The organism is Enterococcus sp. DIV0421, assembly GCF_051713745.1.
In the GTDB taxonomy this organism is placed as follows: domain Bacteria; phylum Bacillota; class Bacilli; order Lactobacillales; family Enterococcaceae; genus Enterococcus_D; species Enterococcus_D casseliflavus.
Genome location: NZ_JBIOQM010000001.1, coordinates 1,293,273 through 1,312,174, shown reverse-complemented (window position 1 = coordinate 1,312,174; position 18,902 = coordinate 1,293,273). Strand labels below are relative to the sequence as shown.

At 46.2% G+C, this 18,902-nt stretch carries 17 protein-coding genes and 1 riboswitch; of the genes, 12 read left to right on the top strand and 5 right to left on the bottom strand.

Annotation, left to right across the window (positions count from 1 at the left end):
* Positions 1 to 61 precede the first annotated feature (61 nt).
* Positions 62 to 499 carry a MerR family transcriptional regulator gene (locus tag IGI96_RS06455; protein WP_005230594.1) on the top strand — a complete coding sequence of 146 codons (438 nt, stop codon included), beginning with the start codon at positions 62 to 64 and terminating at the stop codon, positions 497 to 499.
* A gap of 142 nt (positions 500 to 641) precedes the next feature.
* Here IGI96_RS06455 and IGI96_RS06450 read toward each other — a convergent pair whose 3' ends face one another.
* The 4 genes from IGI96_RS06450 to IGI96_RS06435 form a co-directional block, all read right to left on the bottom strand.
* Complete coding sequence (locus tag IGI96_RS06450) at positions 642 to 1,391, bottom strand: SagB/ThcOx family dehydrogenase (protein ID WP_438784962.1); 750 nt, start codon at positions 1,389 to 1,391, stop codon at positions 642 to 644.
* A gap of 352 nt (positions 1,392 to 1,743) precedes the next feature.
* Positions 1,744 to 3,627, bottom strand: a complete 1,884-nt coding sequence (locus IGI96_RS06445) for a glycosyltransferase family 2 protein (protein ID WP_086339151.1) — start codon at positions 3,625 to 3,627, stop codon at positions 1,744 to 1,746.
* A gap of 171 nt (positions 3,628 to 3,798) precedes the next feature.
* On the bottom strand, positions 3,799 to 4,899 hold the full coding sequence (locus IGI96_RS06440) for an iron-containing alcohol dehydrogenase family protein (RefSeq protein WP_017144437.1): 1,101 nt from the start codon (positions 4,897 to 4,899) through the stop codon (positions 3,799 to 3,801).
* Positions 4,835 to 5,836 carry a bile acid:sodium symporter family protein gene (locus tag IGI96_RS06435; protein ID WP_010748949.1) on the bottom strand — a complete coding sequence of 334 codons (1,002 nt, stop codon included), beginning with the start codon at positions 5,834 to 5,836 and terminating at the stop codon, positions 4,835 to 4,837. Before IGI96_RS06435 ends, IGI96_RS06440 begins: the two co-directional genes overlap by 65 nt.
* Before the next feature lie 599 nt (positions 5,837 to 6,435).
* Here IGI96_RS06435 and IGI96_RS06430 point away from each other — a divergent pair.
* From IGI96_RS06430 to IGI96_RS06390, 9 genes are all read left to right on the top strand, one after another.
* Complete coding sequence (locus IGI96_RS06430; protein ID WP_086338771.1) at positions 6,436 to 7,071, top strand: NAD(P)H-binding protein; 636 nt, start codon at positions 6,436 to 6,438, stop codon at positions 7,069 to 7,071.
* 340 nt (positions 7,072 to 7,411) lie between these two features.
* Positions 7,412 to 10,060, top strand: coding sequence for an HAD-IC family P-type ATPase (locus tag IGI96_RS06425; RefSeq protein WP_086338770.1), 2,649 nt, complete (start codon positions 7,412 to 7,414; stop codon positions 10,058 to 10,060).
* Positions 10,061 to 10,254: 194 nt separating this feature from the next.
* Positions 10,255 to 10,393: riboswitch (FMN riboswitch) on the top strand.
* A 112-nt stretch (positions 10,394 to 10,505) separates the two neighbouring features.
* Positions 10,506 to 11,582 carry a bifunctional diaminohydroxyphosphoribosylaminopyrimidine deaminase/5-amino-6-(5-phosphoribosylamino)uracil reductase RibD gene (gene ribD, locus IGI96_RS06420; RefSeq protein WP_086338769.1) on the top strand — a complete coding sequence of 359 codons (1,077 nt, stop codon included), beginning with the start codon at positions 10,506 to 10,508 and terminating at the stop codon, positions 11,580 to 11,582.
* Positions 11,567 to 12,154 carry a riboflavin synthase gene (locus IGI96_RS06415; RefSeq protein ID WP_005230617.1) on the top strand — a complete coding sequence of 196 codons (588 nt, stop codon included), beginning with the start codon at positions 11,567 to 11,569 and terminating at the stop codon, positions 12,152 to 12,154. The genes ribD and IGI96_RS06415 overlap by 16 nt, the downstream gene beginning before the upstream one ends.
* The gene (gene ribB, locus IGI96_RS06410; RefSeq protein ID WP_086338768.1) at positions 12,132 to 13,343 is read left to right on the top strand and encodes a 3,4-dihydroxy-2-butanone-4-phosphate synthase; all 1,212 of its coding nucleotides are present in this window, start codon (positions 12,132 to 12,134) and stop codon (positions 13,341 to 13,343) included. Before IGI96_RS06415 ends, ribB begins: the two co-directional genes overlap by 23 nt.
* Positions 13,344 to 13,364: 21 nt before the next feature.
* The gene (gene ribH, locus IGI96_RS06405; RefSeq protein ID WP_086338767.1) at positions 13,365 to 13,838 is read left to right on the top strand and encodes a 6,7-dimethyl-8-ribityllumazine synthase; all 474 of its coding nucleotides are present in this window, start codon (positions 13,365 to 13,367) and stop codon (positions 13,836 to 13,838) included.
* Positions 13,839 to 14,311: 473 nt separating this feature from the next.
* Positions 14,312 to 15,385: a FecCD family ABC transporter permease gene (locus IGI96_RS06400; RefSeq protein ID WP_005233272.1), complete on the top strand. Its 1,074-nt coding sequence runs from the start codon at positions 14,312 to 14,314 to the stop codon at positions 15,383 to 15,385.
* 4 nt (positions 15,386 to 15,389) lie between these two features.
* Positions 15,390 to 16,172, top strand: coding sequence for an ABC transporter ATP-binding protein (locus IGI96_RS06395; RefSeq protein WP_010748955.1), 783 nt, complete (start codon positions 15,390 to 15,392; stop codon positions 16,170 to 16,172).
* A complete protein-coding gene (locus IGI96_RS06390; RefSeq protein WP_010748956.1) occupies positions 16,165 to 17,178 on the top strand; it encodes an ABC transporter substrate-binding protein in 1,014 nt (337 codons plus the stop codon). Before IGI96_RS06395 ends, IGI96_RS06390 begins: the two co-directional genes overlap by 8 nt.
* Positions 17,179 to 17,327: 149 nt before the next feature.
* On the opposite strand, the gene IGI96_RS06385 is transcribed toward IGI96_RS06390, so the two are convergent.
* On the bottom strand, positions 17,328 to 17,669 hold the full coding sequence (locus IGI96_RS06385; RefSeq protein WP_015510530.1) for a MazG nucleotide pyrophosphohydrolase domain-containing protein: 342 nt from the start codon (positions 17,667 to 17,669) through the stop codon (positions 17,328 to 17,330).
* 86 nt (positions 17,670 to 17,755) lie between these two features.
* On the opposite strand from IGI96_RS06385, the gene IGI96_RS06380 reads away from it, so the two are divergent.
* Together IGI96_RS06380 and IGI96_RS06375 are read left to right on the top strand one after the other, a co-directional pair.
* Entirely contained in the window at positions 17,756 to 18,316 is a 561-nt protein-coding gene (locus IGI96_RS06380) for a TIGR00730 family Rossman fold protein (RefSeq protein ID WP_176324005.1), read from the top strand.
* A gap of 61 nt (positions 18,317 to 18,377) precedes the next feature.
* Positions 18,378 to 18,902 (top strand): SWIM zinc finger family protein, encoded by a 525-nt coding sequence (locus tag IGI96_RS06375; protein WP_074934166.1) that lies wholly within the window; start codon positions 18,378 to 18,380, stop codon positions 18,900 to 18,902.

Here is an 18,902-nt window from a genome sequence, read left to right as displayed (position 1 = left end):
TAATTGTAGAACTTGAAGTTAGGTTTAGGTCAAGCGATAAACAAAATTTTTTTTAGGAGCGATGCAAGTGAGTTACTCGATTGGCGAAGTATCACAAACGACCAATATCCCCATCTCGACTCTGCGTTATTACGATCGAGAAGGGATGTTTCCGAAGCTGGCCCGCAGTAATGGCGGCATTCGGGTGTTTTCAGAAAAAGAAGTAGCGACGATCAAAGTGATCGATTGTTTGAAGAATACTGGCATGCCCATCAAAGACATCAAGAATTTCTTGGATTGGGGCGAGGAAGGCGATGCGTCTTTGCAGAAACGGCAGCAGCTGTTTCATGAACGTCTGGAAGAAGTCACAAAGCAAATGGCAGCCTTGCAAGAAACCATGAACACGATCAAATACAAATGCTGGTACTACGATACCGCGATGGCAGCAGGCACCGAAGCGGTGGTAAAAGAGTTGCCGCTAGAAGAAATACCCGAAGAAGTCCGAGCATACAAACTGTAAGCCCATCGAAAAACCACCTGCTGTTTTTGCAGGTGGTTTTTCGATTCTACTGGTTTTTCTGGGAAAATCAACCTTGCCAGTTGCGGTTTTCTAACGGCAGTTCGGTAGTCCCATGAAAATTGGGTTTTGTTCGTCGGCAGTGTTACTCAATAACGCCTACAGGAATCAAATAGCGGGGTTCATTTTCCGGTGGCAGCTGCAGCAGCTCTGTAAGTTCATGATCCGTGAAGGCGCCGATCGGCACAGCACCTAAGCCTAACGCTTGGGCTTGTAAAAGGACATTTTGGGCGGAATGACCGACTTCGATATAGGCATAACGTTCGATTCCTCGGTCCCCATAGCGCTCGATCAGTCGTTCATAAACCACTGTATAAAGCAATGTGGCAGGTGCCCGTTGGATTGCTGGCTGGTCCAACGAACCTTCCGCCAGTGCGGTCCGAAAATCGCCGGTAAGAACTTTTGCTAAGGTATGCTGCTCAGGTTGATACAGATACAGCCCTGGCTCAAGCCCCGTTACCTGTGTGACTACGACATAGAGGTCTAAGGGATACAAGGCACCAGCCGAAGGCGCTGTCCGGCGACCATCTTCTGTAGTGACACCGGCAGCGGCCCATAAAAGCTGTGCCAGCTGTTCTTGTGTTAGCTCAGTGTCTAGAAAATCCCGTTGCGAGCGCCGCTCGAAGAGAGCTTCCGCCACACTGGTTTCCCCGTCTAAGATTGGTTGCGGCAATGGAAAGGCTTCATAGGAAACCGCTGGTTCAGAAGAAGTGGCGGTGTTGGTAGTCGGTTGTTCTTCAATTGGTGCCGTATCCGCACTGCAGCCAGTGAGGAGTAAGCCCAACACCAAAAGAGCGCCTAAATGAACAAAGCGAAATCGTTTGTAACGGGTCATGTGTTTTCCTCCTTTTTCTAAGGACTTCGTGTTATTTATAAGTATAACAAGGATTGCTTTTCCATGCGCTTTTATTCACAAACAGGTGAGCAGTGACAAGCGTATCAGCTCAATCAGGTCATAGGAAAAGCAGACTTTTTAATATTTTCTAAAGGCTTAAAAAGTATTTGCCATCGAGACATCATCAAGATTCTGTTATGGCTCTTTCAATCAATGATCATTGAAAAAAAATAAAGCAGACGTCTAAGTGTTATCTAAAGGAAGAGAATCATCAGAAGATGGAGAACTGCCCTTTAAGGAGCTTTCTGGAATCAATAAAGCCCCTTTGTCTCTTGCGACAAAGGGGGCGGGGCTAACTATTCATTTCTGCGACTTCTTCCTCCATATCAAATTCCAACTGTTTGGCAGCGTTGAGCTGGTCGCTATAGTAGCTGGCAAGCTCTTCAGCAGATTGCGGTGTTAGATTGTTGAAGGCAAAAGTCACATAGGTGCCATGATCCTCCAGACAGATCGAATTGATGGTGAAGCGGTGTTTGTCATCATAAAAGGTATAACTTTCGCCTGGTACGAATAGTTGCTCGGGATGAGTACGGATACGGAAGCCGTTGAAACTCATTTGATACATTTCGAACGTCTTCGCATCATAAGAAAGCTGACGATTGATGGCGATACTCAAGGCTTCACTATCACTTTCGATAAAACGGTTTTTCCCGATCAAAATGGCATAAAACAAGCCATAGAGGTTATAGAGCGACCAAACCAAGGTCACGATATAGCCGAATTCATAGCCTTCTCCTCGGTACAAACGATACCCAGCCACCAGACAGGCAAAGGAAATCCAAGTAAAGAGGATGATGTGGGGCAAGACGGTCCGCCAATCAAAGGCGTTGCTGCCGACGATCTCTTTTTTGGTCACGTTGAATTTTTTCTGTGATTTCATAAATTCTTTGATCAATGCCCCAGTGTGGATAGGAGCGACAAAGCAATCATAGATGTGGGAGCTTGTCAGGTTCCTGATATTAGGGACATACAGCCGAAACGACAGGGAAATCATAATGAAAGGCGGTAAAAAGAACAGCAACAATTGGTGATTGTTGCTTCTGACGATAAAGATATCAAAAACCATAAATAAGGTTGGTGCCAATAAAAAGATGATTTTTTGGAAAGAGGTAAACCAATACAAATAGGAGTTGTAATAACAAAGTTTTTGCATGAACGACAATCCTTTTAAGCGGCGCGGTTTGAAGTGGTCAAAAATTTGTTTCGTTCCTTGCGCCCACCGAGTCCGTTGTGAGGTCAGCTCTTTGGCAGTGTAAGGAGTGATCCCCAAGGCATAGGCTTTATTGATAAAAATCGTTTCATAGCCGGCGTCTTGTAAAAGCATCCCAGTCGCCATATCTTCGGTGATACTGCTGGTAGGAACGCCGCCGATCTCTTCAAGGGCACTGCGACGAATGATGGCATTGGTACCGATATGGATCAAAGCATTCTCACGAGAAAGTGCGGGTTCTAGAAAGCGCATGAATAATTCCTGTTCGTTGTACATGGATTTGCGCAGTAATTGAAAAGGATCTTTGTTATAAAATGTTTGTGGATATTGCACCAATGCAACTTTAGGATTGCGGAAATAGTCGACAGCTTCAAAAATAATGTTCTTTTTGACGATAAAGTCAGCATCCAGAAGCAAAATCAAGTCACTGCTGGTTTGGGACAAGGCATAGTTGATATTCCCAGCTTTAGCATTGGCATTTCCTTCGCGGGTCAAATAGCCGAGGTTCATTCGCTCGGCCATTTCTTTTAGTTCCTCTCGATGGCCATCATCGCAGATATAGATTTTTTTGTTGGGGTATTTCAAGGCTTTGACAGCCAGTGCGGTGGCGATCACCAGCTTGATGTCTTCATTGTAAGTACAAATAAAAGCGGCGACACTTGGCAAGAATTCTTCTGCTTCATCTCCCTCGTAGCGGTATTCTTTTGAGAGCTTGTTGGAAAAAAGGTAAACAAAAAAGCCATAGACAAACAAACCAATGACTTCTGCAATATAGAGAATGATCCCAAATACTAGTGAAGCAGAACTATCCATAGGGATCGTGAAAAACAAACGCCAAACCAAGTAAATAAGCAGAAAAGCAATCGTGATCTTCGAAAACAGCTGTTTGATTCGATTATTTTTCTTTGCCAGAAAATACAACAAGAAAATGACCAAAAACAACCCAGATAAATAAACCAATTCCAAACCAATCTCCTCCTTTGTTATACTAAAATAGTAATAAGTTTTTAAAAATAAATCAAAGTAAACGATTGCATGTTTTTTAACATGTAAGAAAGAAGAAGGAGGACAAGTACGAAGAAGCGAAAAAAAGGCCATACAAAAACCCTCCAGCAACGAATTGCTGGAGGGTTTCATTTAATTGGCAGCTGCCAATGCTGCTTGGTTTTGTTTGGCATGATAGGCTTCCACGTCTAGGATTGCCTGTTTAAACATTTCTCGCGTGATCTCATAAGGCACGTGGACGATGTCATTGGTGGTCATTGCTTTGTCTAAGATTGCCTCAAGATCGCTGGTGTCGTTAAGGCCCATATCCGCTAGGCAAACCGGCAGTTTGTTTTCCTTCATAAAGGCGTAGATGCGCTGGAAGAGGGCATCTTGCTGATCGAGTTGCAACAAGGCCAAAACGCCGTAACTAACGGATGCGCCGTGTAAATAGTCTTCCATTTTTTCCAAAACGGTCGTTCCGTAGTAAAAGGAATGGGCAAGGGCGGAGTTGTAATCATTGATGACTAAGACGGAAACTAAGCCGGTGGTTACGATGATATCCAAGACGACTTGCTCAATGGCATAAGACGGCTGATTGGCGGCACTGTCTTTCAAGGCTTGTGTGCCGTATTGCAATAAGCGTTCCGTGCACATTTTGCCGATTTGGATGCCTAACCCATCGGTGTAATCTAACTGATCGCCCCGCGCTGAAAATGTCGATTCGATCTCTTTGGAGAGGGCATCGCCGATTCCTGCCCATAAGTACTTGTCGGGGGCTTGGGCGATGATCTCACTGTCGATAAAGGCATGGGTCGGCGGTTGCGAAGGGAAAAACAACCCTTGCATCTCGCCGTTTTCTTTATAGATGACACAAACCGCGGTGACTGGTGAGCAGTTGGAGCCAATCGTTGGGAAGGTGAAGACTGGTTTGCCAGCTTTTTCCCCAACCACTTTGACGGTATCGCAAACGCGGCCGCCACCAACGGCGAATAGAACATCGGCGGCTTGGACACTTGGAGTAGCGAACAGCTGATCGACGTTTTCATAGGTCGAGTTGCCGCCGTACCACAAGGTATCCGTCACTTGGACTGCTGACGTTAAAGCGGCTTTAATCTTGTCTTCAGCTTTTTCAAGGGCGGTTTTTCCGCCGATGATCACGGCATTGGTGCCGTATGGTTTTACGATGTCATTTACTTTTTCGTAGGCGTCCGCCCCGATTGTGTAGTTTGGCAAAAAGATACTTTGACTCATACTTTTCTCCTTCTTTCTTGGCCACGAGATTGGCTAAAATTGGTCCGGTAATTTGATGGATCACCATGCCGACTGCGGCAGGGGTAACGGCTGCAGCAATGGCGGCAAAGTGGGCATTGGCTAACGAGATCGCTAGGCCAGTATTTTTCATTCCTAATTGAAACATGATGGATTTGGCTTGGGTAGCACTGACGCCCATCACACGGCTCAGACCATAGCCTGCGCCGTAGCCGATCAAGTTATGGAGCAAGACTAAGAAAATCACGATCAAGCCAGATTGGACGATGACGGCACCGTTGCGAGCGACAGTTCCTGCAACGATCAATAAGATACTGACGGAAGAAATCAACACAAATGATTGCAGAAATCGCTCGATGTGCTTGGCAATGAGTTTGTGGACGATCACCCCTAAAATGATCGGCAAAAGCACCATCTGCAAGACAGACAAGAGCATTTCCCAGAAGGAGATCTCGGTGTACTGACCAGCCAAGACATAAACCAAAAAGGGTGTAACGACGGTCGCTAACAAGGTCGATACCGTGGTCATGGAAACGGTGAGGGCGACATCGCCTTTGCCGATGAAGGTCATGACATTGCTAGCGGTTCCGCCAGAAACGCAGCCTAGTAAGACAAAACCGATGATCAAACCGGAAGAAAGACCAAACAGCTGCGCTAAGCCGTAAGCCACCAAAGGACTGATGGTGAACTGGAAAAGCACCCCTAAGATGAATGCTTTGGGCTGTAAGACGACCATTTTAAACGCAGCAACGTTTAGAGTCATCCCCATACAAAACATGATGATGCTTAAAAGAATCGTTGTACGAGGCGGAATCCATAAGAAGGGTTGCGGGAAAAAATAAGAGACGATCATCAATAAAATCATGATGTAGATCAAATACTTGTTTACAAAAGCAGCGATCGTGTTGACGGTTTTCATAATAAAAAATCATCCTTCCTTTTTCTGCTTGACCAATCAAGTGTCCAAACAGAAGGGGTCTTTAGAATAAGTGCAGTGCATAACCGCGGGGAATCGGCAGCAGTTGGTCAACGAGCGTTTTGGATCTATCTGACATCAAGGTGTCAGCTTGCAAAAGGCCGCTTTCTTGAAAATGGGTATAAAAAAACACTCCATCTCAAGAAGCTGTTCTTCTTTTTGGATGCAATGTGAATAGGGACTCTTTGAATGTATAAAATCAAACAGTCCCGACTATAATAATAAAATAATTCGTTTGCTAACATTGGTGCGGGTCATATACGCCACCGTCCTTTACTTTATTTTGAATTTTCTAAATATTTAAATTATTTCTACCTAGTCTACAAAAGAGTCAACGCTTTGTCAATCGTTTGAGAAAATTTTTTTCATTTTTTTGGGTGTTTTTTTAAAAACATGGGTTTCTATGGGGAAAAACAGCAAGAATTGGTTTGTGCTGTGCTTTTTTCCCCTTCGTTTAGAAACAGAATAGTTGTTGGATCTTGGTTTTTGTCCTACGATGATACTAGCAAGAGTTGGAAAAAGAAACGAGAGGAGCAAAGAAAATGAAAATTTTTGTCGTTGGTGCTACTGGACGAGTAGGCCAAAAATTGATCACCTTTCTAGAAAAACAAGGACACATCGTTTATGCTGGTGCGCGCAGCAGTGAGAAAATCACAGAAACGGAGACGATCAAGCCCGTGTTCTTTGATTTACACACGGAACCGGAAGAGATGGCGGCGAAATTCGCAGATGCGGAAGCGGTATACTTCGTGGCGGGTTCCCGAGGCAAAGACTTGCTGCAATCTGATCTGTATGGTGCGGTCAAAGTGATGCAAGCCGCTGAAGCAAAAGGAATCAAGCGCTACATCCACCTTAGCTCAGCCTATGCCTTAGAACCTGAACAGTGGCAAAGGGAAGGCATGGCGTCATTGATGGATTACACGATCGCCAAATTTTTCTCTGATCGCTGGCTGATCGACAACACCGCACTAGACTATACGATTTTGCAGCCGGGTGCGTTGAAAGAAACACCAGGATCTAGTTTGATCGAGATCAGTGAAACGACCTCTGGTGCGATCCCCATCGAGGATGTCGCCGTCTTGTTAGGTGAAATGCTGGAACGTCCAGCAACTTATCAAAAAGTCATCAAAGTCCAAGCTGGGGAAACCCCCATCAGCGAGTCACTGGATCAGCTTTAAGGCGAGCCTTTGGGCTTGAAGAGAATGTACTGAAGGAGCTGCACGGCGACGAATCGTTGGCGTGCGGCTTTTTTTGTGAAGAAGCCAGCCACTTTTCATTTTTGAAAGCGGTGACTCTTGACTTTGGAAAAATAGTTTGTTACGCTTATTGCTAACTTTAGAGGGGGTGGTAAACGAATGTCAAGCGACTCGAGTGACGGTGAGCAGAAACACTATTTTGACTTGCCTTACTTTTTAATTGAATAGGAGACAAACAACAGCGCGTTATTTAGGAGCAGTTTCTAAATAAGGGGCTTATTTGTGTTATCCATCAATGAAAAAGAAAAGGAAGAAGAAAAAAATGAATAAAAAAGAGTTTCAGTTATCAGTGTCAGAAACAATCGAACAGTATCAGGTGCCGTCAATCGATCAAGGATTAGATGAGGCGCAAGTAACCGAGCGGTTAGAAACCTACGGATTGAACCAATTAGCGGTTAAAAAAACCGCCAAGTGGCGTTTGCTGCTGCGACAATTCCATAACACGATCATCTACATTTTGATTTTCTCCGCCATCTTAACGCTGCTGATGGGGCATTTCTCTGATGCCGTGATCATTGGCATCGTCGTACTGGTCAATGCGTTGATCGGTTATTACCAAGAAGCCAATGCTTCCGATGCGTTAGAACGAATCAAAGAGATGCTATCAGCAGAAGCCACGGTCTATCGGAATGGGATTCGGCAAGATATTCCAGCTGCCGAAGTCGTTCCAGGGGATGTCGTATTCCTAGAAGCTGGTGACAATGTGCCCGCAGATCTGCGGATCATCGAAGCCGACAACTTGCGTATCCAAGAATCCGCCTTGACTGGTGAAGCCGATTCGGTGGAAAAAATAACAGATGCCTTAATGGATGAAGCAACTCCATTAGCGGAACAACGGAATTTGGCGTTTGCTTCGACTTCCGTGACGTCAGGAAGCGGGAAAGGGATCGTGATCGCTACTGGCGTCAAGACTGAAATTGGGAAAATCTCAGCTGAAGTCAATCAAACGGAAGAACGAAAAACGCCATTGATGAAAGAGATCGATGGACTGGGGAAAGGCATCACCTACGTGATCATGGGCGTGGCGGTCTTGCTATTTGTCGTCAGCTTGTTCCAGCAAACCTATGCGATCTCTGTCTTATCCTTAGCCGTTGTCACCATGATCGTCGGCTCGATCCCAGAAGGATTGCCAGCAACGACCTCGGTGGTTTTGGCGATGGGTGTCAGCGACATGGCAAAAAACAAGCACACCATCATCAAAACGCTGCCAGCGGTTGAAACGCTAGGCTCAGTGGATGTGATCGCGACGGATAAAACAGGTACCCTGACCAAAAATGAAATGACGGTCAAAGACATCGTATTGGCTGAGCAGGAATATGAAGTGACGGGTGACGGCTATGCGCCGGTGGGAGAAATTCGTCCAAAGCAGGAGGAGGTCCACGCGCAAGACACCTTGCAGTTGTTTTTGGAAGCTGGTTACGAAGCCAACGATACGGTACTGGTCCCAGAAGGAAATCACTGGACGATCAATGGGGAACCAACAGACGGCTCCTTTTTGACGCTGTATCATAAGCAGTTTGCCTATCCGCAAGCACCTGCTTACCAAGAGCTGGATATGCTGCCCTTTGATTCGGACAACCGCTACATGGCGAAACTAGTGGCAAACCCTGCGGGGGAACGCTTGCTATTTGTTAAAGGCTCCCCAGATAAATTGTTTGAAATGGTGCAAAAACAAGCGGCGCCTTTTGATGAAGCCTATTGGACAGGCCATGTCCGCCGCTTGTCGGCAGAAGGCAAACGAGTGGTAGCGGTGGGCTATCAGAAAGTTTCGATCGATCACATTGATGAAACGATTTTTGAGCAAGGGCTGCAATTACTAGGGATCGCTGGGATCATCGATCCGCCGCGAGAAGAAGTGATTGCCTCCCTGAAGGAAATGAACCAAGCCGGTGTTCAAGTGAAAATGATCACTGGCGATCACCCTCTGACCGCCAAAGCGATTGGGGAAAAGCTTGGCTTAGCGGATGAAATTCACGTCGTGACTGGTGCCGAGTTGGATCAGATGAGCGAAGCTGAATTTCAAGATGCTGCCTTGACGAATCAAGTCTTTGCACGAACCACGCCGAAAAATAAATTGGACATTATCAAAGCGCTGCAAGCTAAAGGCAAAGTCACGGCGATGACAGGGGACGGTGTCAACGATGCCCCTGCGTTGAAGCGGGCGGATATCGGTGTAGCGATGGGGATCAGCGGCACGGATGTAGCCAAAGATTCTGCTGATATGATCTTGACCGATGACAATTTCGGTACCATGTCCTTAGCGATTCGCGAAGGACGCAGGATCTATGACAACATCAAAAAGAGCATTCTGTTTCTGTTGCCGACATCTTTTGCCGAAGGGCTGATCATTGCCTTTACGATCATGATGCAAAAAGAATTGCCGCTGCAGGCGACACAACTGCTGTGGATCAACATGGTTTCTGCTATTACGATCCAGTTTGCGTTTATCTTTGAACCAGCAGAGTCTGGGATCATGAGCCGCAAACCGCGAAAGACAGGCAATAAATTGTTGAATCGCCACGATATTTGGCAGATGGCGTATGTGTCGATCTTGATGGCAGTCATCAGTTTGATCGCTCATGACTGGCTCTTGCTGCAAGGCGTCAGCGAAGCCGTTGCTAGTACCATGATGGTCAATATCGTGGTCTTAAGTAAGATTTTCTATTTATTCAACATCCGTACCAGTGCACCAGCGTTTTCTAAAGCTTCCTTCACCAATCCAAAAGCGTTCGTGATCATTGGTGTGATGCTAGTTCTGCAACTGTTATTGACCTATGTTCCATTTATGCAAAGCGCCTTTCATACGGAGGACATGTCCTTGATCGGCTGGGTCATCTCAGCAGCTTCTGGGATGGTCGTCTTACTCGTGACGGAGTTTGATAAATGGCTTCGTTCGAGAAAAAATATTTAACCTAGGTTTTCTTGTGTTTTTTTACAGGCAAAATCGCCTTGCTGCAGCTTAGTAAAATGGCGGAACGACAAGGGGTTTCTGCTGTCGCTGCTTTTGGGTTGCCAAAAGAAAAAGCCAAGAGGAATTCCTATCGGCTTGTAATCAGGCCTATTGACAAACAAAAATGGTCGGGCTAAAATGCACATGAATTGAATAGTATTCTTCGGGGCAGGGTGTAATTCCCGACCGACGGTGACAAGCGCAATGCTTGAAGTCCGTGACCCGCATAGCTATGCGGTGGAGCCAGTGTGAATCTGGCACCGACAGTGAAAGTCTGGATGGGAGAAGAGAAACCACAAAATTTCAAGGGGCGCAGTGCGTCTAAAATTGATTTTTTGCCGGTCTTGTTTGTCTATGCCTCGTGAGATTCTCACGAGGCATTTTTTTATTGAAAGGAGGAAGGAAGATGCATAACGAATACATGCGTTTGGCGATCGCAGAAGCCAAAAAAGGGCGTTACCAAACCTTTACCAATCCGCTAGTGGGCGCTGTGATCGTCAAAGAGCAACGGGTCATTGCCAAAGGGGCTCACTTAGTCTATGGGCAGCCCCATGCGGAACGAAACGCCATCGAACAATGCCATTCCTCCGAAGACCTAATCAATTCGACTTTATACGTGACGTTAGAACCTTGCAACCATCAAGGAAAACAGCCGCCTTGCACCCAGCTGATCATCGACAGCGGCATCAAAAAGGTAGTCATCGGCCAGTTAGACCCTAACCCGATCGTGGCAGGACAAGGCAAGCGCTTTTTAGAAGAACAGGGCATCGACGTGTTGGTGGGCATCGAAGAAACAGCGGTGCGCCGTTTGAATCCACACTATAATTTTTACCATCAGCATCAGCGACCTTACGTGGCGTTGAAGCAAGCGATCACTTTAGATGGCCGGATCGCTCATGATGCGTTAACCCGCAGTGCGATCACTGGTTCAGCGGTTTGGCAAAACGTCCATCAAGAACGTGGAGACTATCAAGGAATCTTAGTGGGCAGTCAGACGGTGTTGACGGATGATCCCACGTTATTGACCACGGTTGAAACCAGCTTTCCGCCGATTCGCATCGTGTTAGACCGTCGGGGGCGAACGCTGTCGCAACCCCATTTGGCAATGTTTGCCGATGATTCGGCACCTGTGTGGATTTTTACGCAGCAGACAACTGTCAGTGATTTGCCAGCTCATGTGTCAGTGATCCAGCTGGAAGAGTTGACAATTGTTGCATTGCTGAAGGAGCTTGCCGCACGACAGGTCCAATCGCTATACGTAGAAGGAGGCGCTGCGATCCATGATGCCTTTTTAGCCAGCGGACTGTGGCAAGAAAGCATTACCTATGTGGCGCCAAAGTTTCTTGGGGGCAATAGTCTCGCAAGTTTTACCAGTGAGCGTACCCCGAAACAGCTGCAGCAGCTAACAGAGGTGACGGTGACTGCAGTTGGGGAAGATGTTTGCATCCGAGGAAGGAGACCAGAGGAATGTTCACAGGATTGATTCAGGAAAAAGGCCGCATCAAAGAGATCCGCAAGCAAAGCCGCACGATCCAGCTAACTTGCAGTGCGTCCGAAGGATTACTGGCGGATTACCAAATCGGAGACAGTATGGCGATCAACGGGACGTGTTTGACGGCGATCGCCAAACAAGCGACGACGTTTACGGTGGATATCATGCCAGAAACCTTTCAACGAACGACCTTTAAACAACTCTCGGTGGGTGCCGAAGTCAATTTGGAGCGAGCGATGGCAGCAACGCAGCGTTTTGAAGGCCACTTTGTCGCAGGCCACATTGATGTAACGACCCGTTTGATCCAGAAAAAGCAGTTGGAAAATGCCTTGATCTTGACGTTTGCTTACCCTGTCAGTGTGCAAGGGGAAATCATTCCGCAAGGGTCGATTGCGATCAATGGCGTCAGTTTGACGGTTACCCAAACGACGGCACAGGCATTTTCCGTTAGCTTGATCCCCCATTCCAAAGACCAGACGACGCTGGGGCAGTTGAAACAAGGGGAGTGGGTCAATATCGAGACGGATATGATCGGGAAATATGTCAAATACCAACGAAAATGAAAGAAGGCAGACGATGCATAAAGTAGAACAAGCAGTGGAATGGTTAAAAAAAGGCGGCTTAGTGATTGTCGCCGATGATGAAAATCGGGAATCAGAAGGAGATTTGATTGGGATCGCTGAATACGCAACGCCAGAATCTGTCAATTTTATGGCGACTTATGGCCGCGGCTTGATCTGTGCACCCATCTCACAAGCGATCGCTGAAAAGCTGGCATTGCCTGAGATGACCGCCAATAATACGGATGCCTTTGGCACCGCGTTTACCATCAGTGTCGATCACGTGACGACGAGTACGGGAATTTCTGCGAAAGACCGGGCAGTGACGATTGAAAAATTGGCTGATCCAGCGTCACAAGCTGCGGATTTTTATCGCCCTGGCCATATCTTCCCATTGACCGCTCAACCTGGCGGCGTGTTGGAACGCAGAGGACATACAGAAGCGGCTGTGGATTTAGCAAAGCTTGCTGGCAGCGTGGAAGCAGCCTACATTTGTGAGATTTTAAATGAAGATGGCACGATGGCTCGGGTCCCAGAATTGAAAAAATTAGCAGAAAAATGGCAGCTGCCGTTTTTGACCATTGATGAGTTGGCGGAATATCTACGAGGAACCACGCCTATCACGGTGGATCTGCCAACGGCTTATGGGGCGTTCCAATTGACCTTATTTGAAGATGAGTTCGGCAATGAACACCTTTTACTAGCCAAAGGCGAGATTCAACATACTACCGAGCCGCTGTTACTACGGATCCATTCAGAGTGTTTAACAGGCGACGTCTTCGGCTCTCATCGCTGTGATTGCGGCGAACAGCTGCAAGAAGCGATGCGGCAGATCGAAGCAAAAGGCCGCGGTGCGATTTTGTATCTACGCCAAGAAGGCCGCGGTATTGGCTTGCGGAACAAGCTCCGTGCCTATCAGCTGCAGGAACAAGGCATGGATACTTATGAAGCAAATATTGCATTAGGGTTTGCAGCAGATGCCCGTCATTACACGTTTGCCGCCGATGTTTTACGTTCCTTAGAAGTGCAGGAGATTCAATTGATGACCAACAACCCTGACAAAGTGAAGGAATTAGAAAGCTTAGGGATTAAGGTAGCAGAACGAGTACCGCTGGAGATGCCTGCGCATAAAGAAAATAGCAGCTATTTGAAAACGAAGAAAGAAAAGTTTCACCATTACCTATCTATTTAATCAACCAAAGGAGAATGAGCGATGACAGTATTTGAAGGAACGTTTCAGGGAGAGGCAGTCAAAGTAGGGATCGTAGTCTCACGATTCAACGAGTTTATCACTTCCAAGTTAGTGGAAGGCGCCAAAGACAATTTGTTGCGTCATGGAGTCAAGTCAGAAAACATCGACGTGTATTGGGTACCAGGTGCTTATGAGATTCCGTATATTACCAAAAAAATCGTTGACCACAAGCAATACGATGGGATCGTGACATTAGGTGCCTTGATTCGCGGAGCAACGACCCACTATGAATTGATCTCAAATGAAGTGGCGAAAGGCGTAGCCCAAATTGGTCTGAATGCCGACATTCCGATCATGTTTGGTGTGTTGACGACTGAAACGATTGAACAAGCCATTGAACGGGCGGGAACCAAAGCTGGCAACAAAGGCAGCGAAGCCGCTCAAGGTCTTTTGGAGATGATTTCGTTGAATCAGCAAATCCTTGGCAACGCATAGGTTTCACGTTCGAACAAAGGGAAGCTAGCAAGAAAAAGCCTGCCTGAGCATAGGCATCAGACTGGAGACAGACTTCGTACAAAATGAAGTCTGTCTTTTTTTCATCATAAAAAAAACACTTGATTATTATGCCAAAGGATTCGCTTCTTCACGGGTACCGTATTTTCGATAGGTCAATGGAGAGGAAAACGCCCAATCAATCACGAACATTAGAATAACTCTTATTTAAGGAAATTTTCAGAAAATTATTTACATTTCACAAAAGGTTCCTTATAATGACTCTATTAATTGAGAGTGATTCTCATTTGCAAATAGATGTCAAAGCAGCACATGGCTTTGGCGCTTTTCATGAGAAGAACTGTTATAAGCGAAAAAACGCACAGATGCTTCTTTTATGATGGTGGCGAGGCAACAGTCAAGGTTGTTTTTGCTGTGAAATTAGGAGGGGGTCGTGCTGAATAAAGGAGAATCACATGTCGGTAGGGTTGATTAAATCAAATCGTTGGATGGTTTCGACAATCATTTGCTGTGTTTTAGTTGTCGCCATTCTCTTATCTGCAGGAGTTGCTTTGGCAAACGGTCAAGCCAATATCACCCTTGGCGAAGTTTACCAAATTCTCTTCTATAAAATCAGCCATGGATTGGTTGGTGATCTTTCAGGCATTTCAGACGCAAACATCAATATCGTCTGGTTTGTTCGGGCACCGCGGGTCTTGCTCTCTATTTTTGTGGGCATGGGGTTAGCGATCAGCGGGGCAGTGATGCAGGCAGTGGTCCAAAATCCGCTGGCAGATCCCTATATCCTTGGGATCTCTTCTGGCGCATCCTTAGGGGCGACCTTCGCCATCTTAGTCGGTTTTGGCGGCTCGGCGCTAGTCTTGCAGCTGGGCTTATCGTTTGGTGCCTTTGCAGGAGCGGGGATTGCCACCATTTTGGTGCTGCTGCTTGCTAGTATCGGTGGGAAAATGACTTCCACAAAACTCGTGCTGTCGGGGACGATCGTCAGTGCCTTATGCAGCTCTGTTTCAAACTTGATCATCTATCTGGCTAGCAATGCAGAAGGGATGAAGACTGTGGCGTTTTGGTCGATGGGCAGCTTAGCCTCGGCTTCTTGGAACAAATTAGGCTTTATCGTGGTTCTGGTTTCTTTGATCACGCTGTTCTTCCTGACGCAATACCGTGTTTTGAATACGCTTTTGCTGGGAGATGAAGTTGCTTCCACCTTAGGGGTCAAGCTGACTTTCTATCGTCGTTTTTACATGCTGCTAGCAGCGCTATTAACCAGTATCATCGTTGCGAATTCTGGTATGATCGGCTTTGTCGGCTTGATTATTCCTCATATCGTACGTGGAGTCAGCGGGTCGGATCATCGCCTGTTGATGCCTTTGACCGCTTTGACAGGCGCGTTGTTTTTGATTTGGGCGGATGTGATCGCCCGCTCGACTCTGCAAGGAGTCGAACTGCCGATCGGGATCATTACAGCGCTGATCGGTGCACCGATCTTTATCTATATCATTGTCAAACGGCAATACAACTTTGGGGGGTGACGGAATGAAATTAGCAGTTGAAAAGCTCAATCTGACGATCGGGGATCAGCAGATACTAAAAGACATCTCCGTCCAAACCGCACAGGGGCAATTTGTCGGCTTGATTGGTTCCAACGGCAGCGGCAAATCTACATTGTTAAAAGCTATCTACAAAACATTGAAACCTGACAGCGGCGACATTTATTTGGGTGAGATGAATATTTTGAAAAGTTCCGAAAAAAAAGTCGCCCAGCAAGTCAGCGTCGTCAGTCAGTTCAATGAGTTGAGCTTTGATTTAACAGTAGAACAGATGGTGCTTTTAGGCCGCACGCCCCACAAGGGTTTGTTGGAACAAGACACCAAAGCCGATCATGAGCTGGTCACTGAAGCCTTAGCCAAAACAGGGTTAAGTGCCTACAGAAAACGCAGCTATCTCTCATTATCAGGAGGCGAAAAACAGCGGGTCGTCCTTGCTCGTGCCATCACCCAAGAACCGAAATTTATGATTCTCGATGAGCCGACCAATCATTTGGATATCCGATATCAACTGGAGATCTTAGAAACCGTCAAGCATCTGAAGATTGGCTTGTTGGCGGCGCTGCACAATTTGGAACAAGCAGCTAACTATTGCGACATCATCTATGCCTTAAAAGATGGTCGGGTCGTAGGGTATGGCGAACCAGAAACGTTGCTGACAGAAGAACTGATCGAAGAAATCTATGGCGTGAAATGCAGTATTTACCATCATCCGATCACAGGCGGATTAGGGTTTCATTATTATTTTGAAAAGGAGCAAACAGATGAATAAATGGGGAAAAATGATTGGGGTAGGATTGGCAGTCTTTACATTAAGCGCTTGCGGCAATACGAAGGATGAAGGAACTTCGGCTTCTTCCTCACAGACAGAAAGTACGTATCCCTTAACCATCAGCAACTACACCAAAGCAGAGGGCGGCACGCAGTGGACTGCCAAGGACCAAACCTTTAATGAGGCACCAAAAAAAGTCGTAGCCAACACACGACCAGCAGCGGAATTGCTGCTGCATCTCGGCCTCAAGGATCAGATTGCGGGTGTCGGTGCAACCTTTGGTGCCGCCGATGAGGAAGTTGCTGCTGATTATGCAGAACTAAACGACCTTGGCAGTGACTATATCAGTAAAGAAACGGCGCTAAGTGTGGATCCAGATTTGATTTTTGGTCGCGGGGGACTTTTCGATAACCAAGATTGGGGCGTCGGCACCGTTGATTCCTTGAACGAGATGGGTATTCCGACTTACGTCCAAGAAACCTCTGTCACTGGGGCGACATTTGATTCCGTTTATCAAGACATTGAAAACCTTGGTAAGCTCTTCAATGTCCCTGAGGCAGCCGCTGCTTTTGAAAAAGAATTAAAGGATCGCCAGAGTGCCTTGGAAGAAAAAGTAGCAGACAAAGAAGAGCAAACCTTTGCCCATCTCTTTATGTCTGATCCAAGTGTGGTCAGTGTCTATGCCGCTCAAGATGAGTCTTTTTTCAACAGCAACTTTGACATGATCAAACTGAACAATGTGTTTCAAGACTATTCAGGAGAAGTCAGTGTCGAAACCTTGATCGAAACGGATCCCGATGTCTTGATCGTCGGCGACTGGTCAACGATCGAAGGCAGTGTTTCTGGTCAAGAAATCATTGAAGGCTTGTACAAAAATGACAAACTCTCCAGCATGAAAGCCATCAAAAACAAACAAGTCTACAGCATGGACTACAATTATCTCTTTGGCTACGGCTACCAAGCCTTGACTGGATTGGAAGAACTGGTAGAGCAAATGGCACAATAAGCACCTCCTACTGCATAAAAAGGAGAACCAACTTTTTATATAATAGAAGAAAACCAACGTTTCACTGGCCGATCGACCACAGAAACGTTGGTTTTTTGTATTTGGGAAAAGCAACCTTTGCCGCTGCCCGTTCCGCAACAAGTAGCCCGTTAGCTGTTTTTTTCTGTCACGTGGTCCATTTGATAGCGAGATAATAGCTTCTCTTTGTGTTTTTGCATGATCGTTTCTAGAGAAATATCATATTTATCGGCGAGAATAAATAAGTTATCCAGTACATCACCCAATTCTTCCGTCAGGTTTGCCAGTTTTTCTTCTGGCAAGCCTTCTTGTTCATCGGGACGGTCGCGACCGATCTCCAATGTCCGAATGGCACGGCTCACTTCACCGACTTCCTCTGCTAAAAAATTCGCCCGAATAAACGGATCGTACTGATACCAGTTGCGGGCTTTGTAGAAGTCACTGATAAATCGTTGATACTCCTCAATGTTCATAAATTTTTTTCCATCCTTTCCCAGAACCTTTATCAGAATCATGATATACTATTTCAAAATGATTGAGAAGGATGATGGAGAGTTTTATGAAAATTGCAGTCTATTGTGGTGCCAGTGTCGGTAATGAACCTAGTTTTGCAACAGCCGCCCAAGAATTGGGGCAGTGGATCGCCTCACGAAAAAATACGCTGGTTTATGGTGGCGGAAAAGCGGGCTTGATGGGCGTATTGGCAGATGCTGTCTTAGAAAATGGCGGTCAGGTGATCGGGGTGATCCCAATCTTTTTAAAAGATCGGGAACTAGCACATCCTAGATTGACCGAGCTCCATGTCGTCGAGACGATGTCAGAAAGAAAACGGAAAATGTTCGAATTATCTCAGGCCTTTGTCGCACTACCAGGCGGTCCTGGTACGCTGGAAGAAATCACGGAGATGATCTCATGGTCAAGAATCGGTCAGAACCCGAATCCGTGTGCTTTTTATGATGTGAACAATTTTTACCGCGCAACGAGAGCCTTGTATGACAATATGGTGGAAAATGAGTTCTTGACGCAGGCCGATCGCGAAAAAATTGGCTTTGCGCAAACAACGAAGGAGCTTGAAGCCTTTATTCAAGCCTACGAACCGCCAGTTATTCGGCAGTATTAATAAGCAATCGATTAAATCCTATCATAGTTCTCTAGTTTAATGAATGAGGAGGAGAGAAGTAATGCTAGAATGGCAAGATTATTTTGAATCCCATATTTTGGAAAGAGGAAAAGAGTATTATTTAAGCGGTTGTGTGGCGCGACTGAGAGCGGATGATCAGCTTATTCTGGCCGAAGTATTCGGCACAGAGCTTTATGAAGTAGAAATTGCGCTAAAACAGGGCAAGGTCGTGGAGGAATTTTGTAATTGTCCTCACTTTGCGGCTGGTTTTAATTGCAAACATCTTGCGGCTGTTTTATTCGCCTATACGAGAGCGAAAGAAAAGAATAAGCCGCTGACTCCCCCAAAACGTAAAGGACGCCGTGAGGTCTATCAGAAGCTGGTGGATCAGCTAGATGAAGCAGATATGCGGCAGATTTTACTCAGTTTGATGGTTGACGATACTTCTGTAGCCCTTTTTGTGAAGAACGTTGTATCGGATAGCGAAGATGATTTCGCTGAGGAGAAAGAAGTAGAAGCTTGGGATGACTGGGATGAAGAAGAGGAAGATTGGGAAGAAGAATGGGAGGATGACTGGGAAGCTTAA

Coding starts and splice junctions, on each gene's coding strand:
- IGI96_RS06455 (WP_005230594.1), top strand. CDS start 62: ATGCAAGTGAGTTACTCGATTGGCGAAGTATCACAAACGACCAATATC.
- IGI96_RS06450 (WP_438784962.1), bottom strand. CDS start 1,391: ATGACCCGTTACAAACGATTTCGCTTTGTTCATTTAGGCGCTCTTTTG.
- IGI96_RS06440 (WP_017144437.1), bottom strand. CDS start 4,899: ATGAGTCAAAGTATCTTTTTGCCAAACTACACAATCGGGGCGGACGCC.
- IGI96_RS06435 (WP_010748949.1), bottom strand. CDS start 5,836: ATGAAAACCGTCAACACGATCGCTGCTTTTGTAAACAAGTATTTGATC.
- IGI96_RS06430 (WP_086338771.1), top strand. CDS start 6,436: ATGAAAATTTTTGTCGTTGGTGCTACTGGACGAGTAGGCCAAAAATTG.
- IGI96_RS06425 (WP_086338770.1), top strand. CDS start 7,412: ATGAATAAAAAAGAGTTTCAGTTATCAGTGTCAGAAACAATCGAACAG.
- ribD (WP_086338769.1), top strand. CDS start 10,506: ATGCATAACGAATACATGCGTTTGGCGATCGCAGAAGCCAAAAAAGGG.
- IGI96_RS06415 (WP_005230617.1), top strand. CDS start 11,567: ATGTTCACAGGATTGATTCAGGAAAAAGGCCGCATCAAAGAGATCCGC.
- ribB (WP_086338768.1), top strand. CDS start 12,132: ATGTCAAATACCAACGAAAATGAAAGAAGGCAGACGATGCATAAAGTA.
- ribH (WP_086338767.1), top strand. CDS start 13,365: ATGACAGTATTTGAAGGAACGTTTCAGGGAGAGGCAGTCAAAGTAGGG.
- IGI96_RS06400 (WP_005233272.1), top strand. CDS start 14,312: ATGTCGGTAGGGTTGATTAAATCAAATCGTTGGATGGTTTCGACAATC.
- IGI96_RS06395 (WP_010748955.1), top strand. CDS start 15,390: ATGAAATTAGCAGTTGAAAAGCTCAATCTGACGATCGGGGATCAGCAG.
- IGI96_RS06390 (WP_010748956.1), top strand. CDS start 16,165: ATGAATAAATGGGGAAAAATGATTGGGGTAGGATTGGCAGTCTTTACA.
- IGI96_RS06385 (WP_015510530.1), bottom strand. CDS start 17,669: ATGAACATTGAGGAGTATCAACGATTTATCAGTGACTTCTACAAAGCC.
- IGI96_RS06380 (WP_176324005.1), top strand. CDS start 17,756: ATGAAAATTGCAGTCTATTGTGGTGCCAGTGTCGGTAATGAACCTAGT.
- IGI96_RS06375 (WP_074934166.1), top strand. CDS start 18,378: ATGCTAGAATGGCAAGATTATTTTGAATCCCATATTTTGGAAAGAGGA.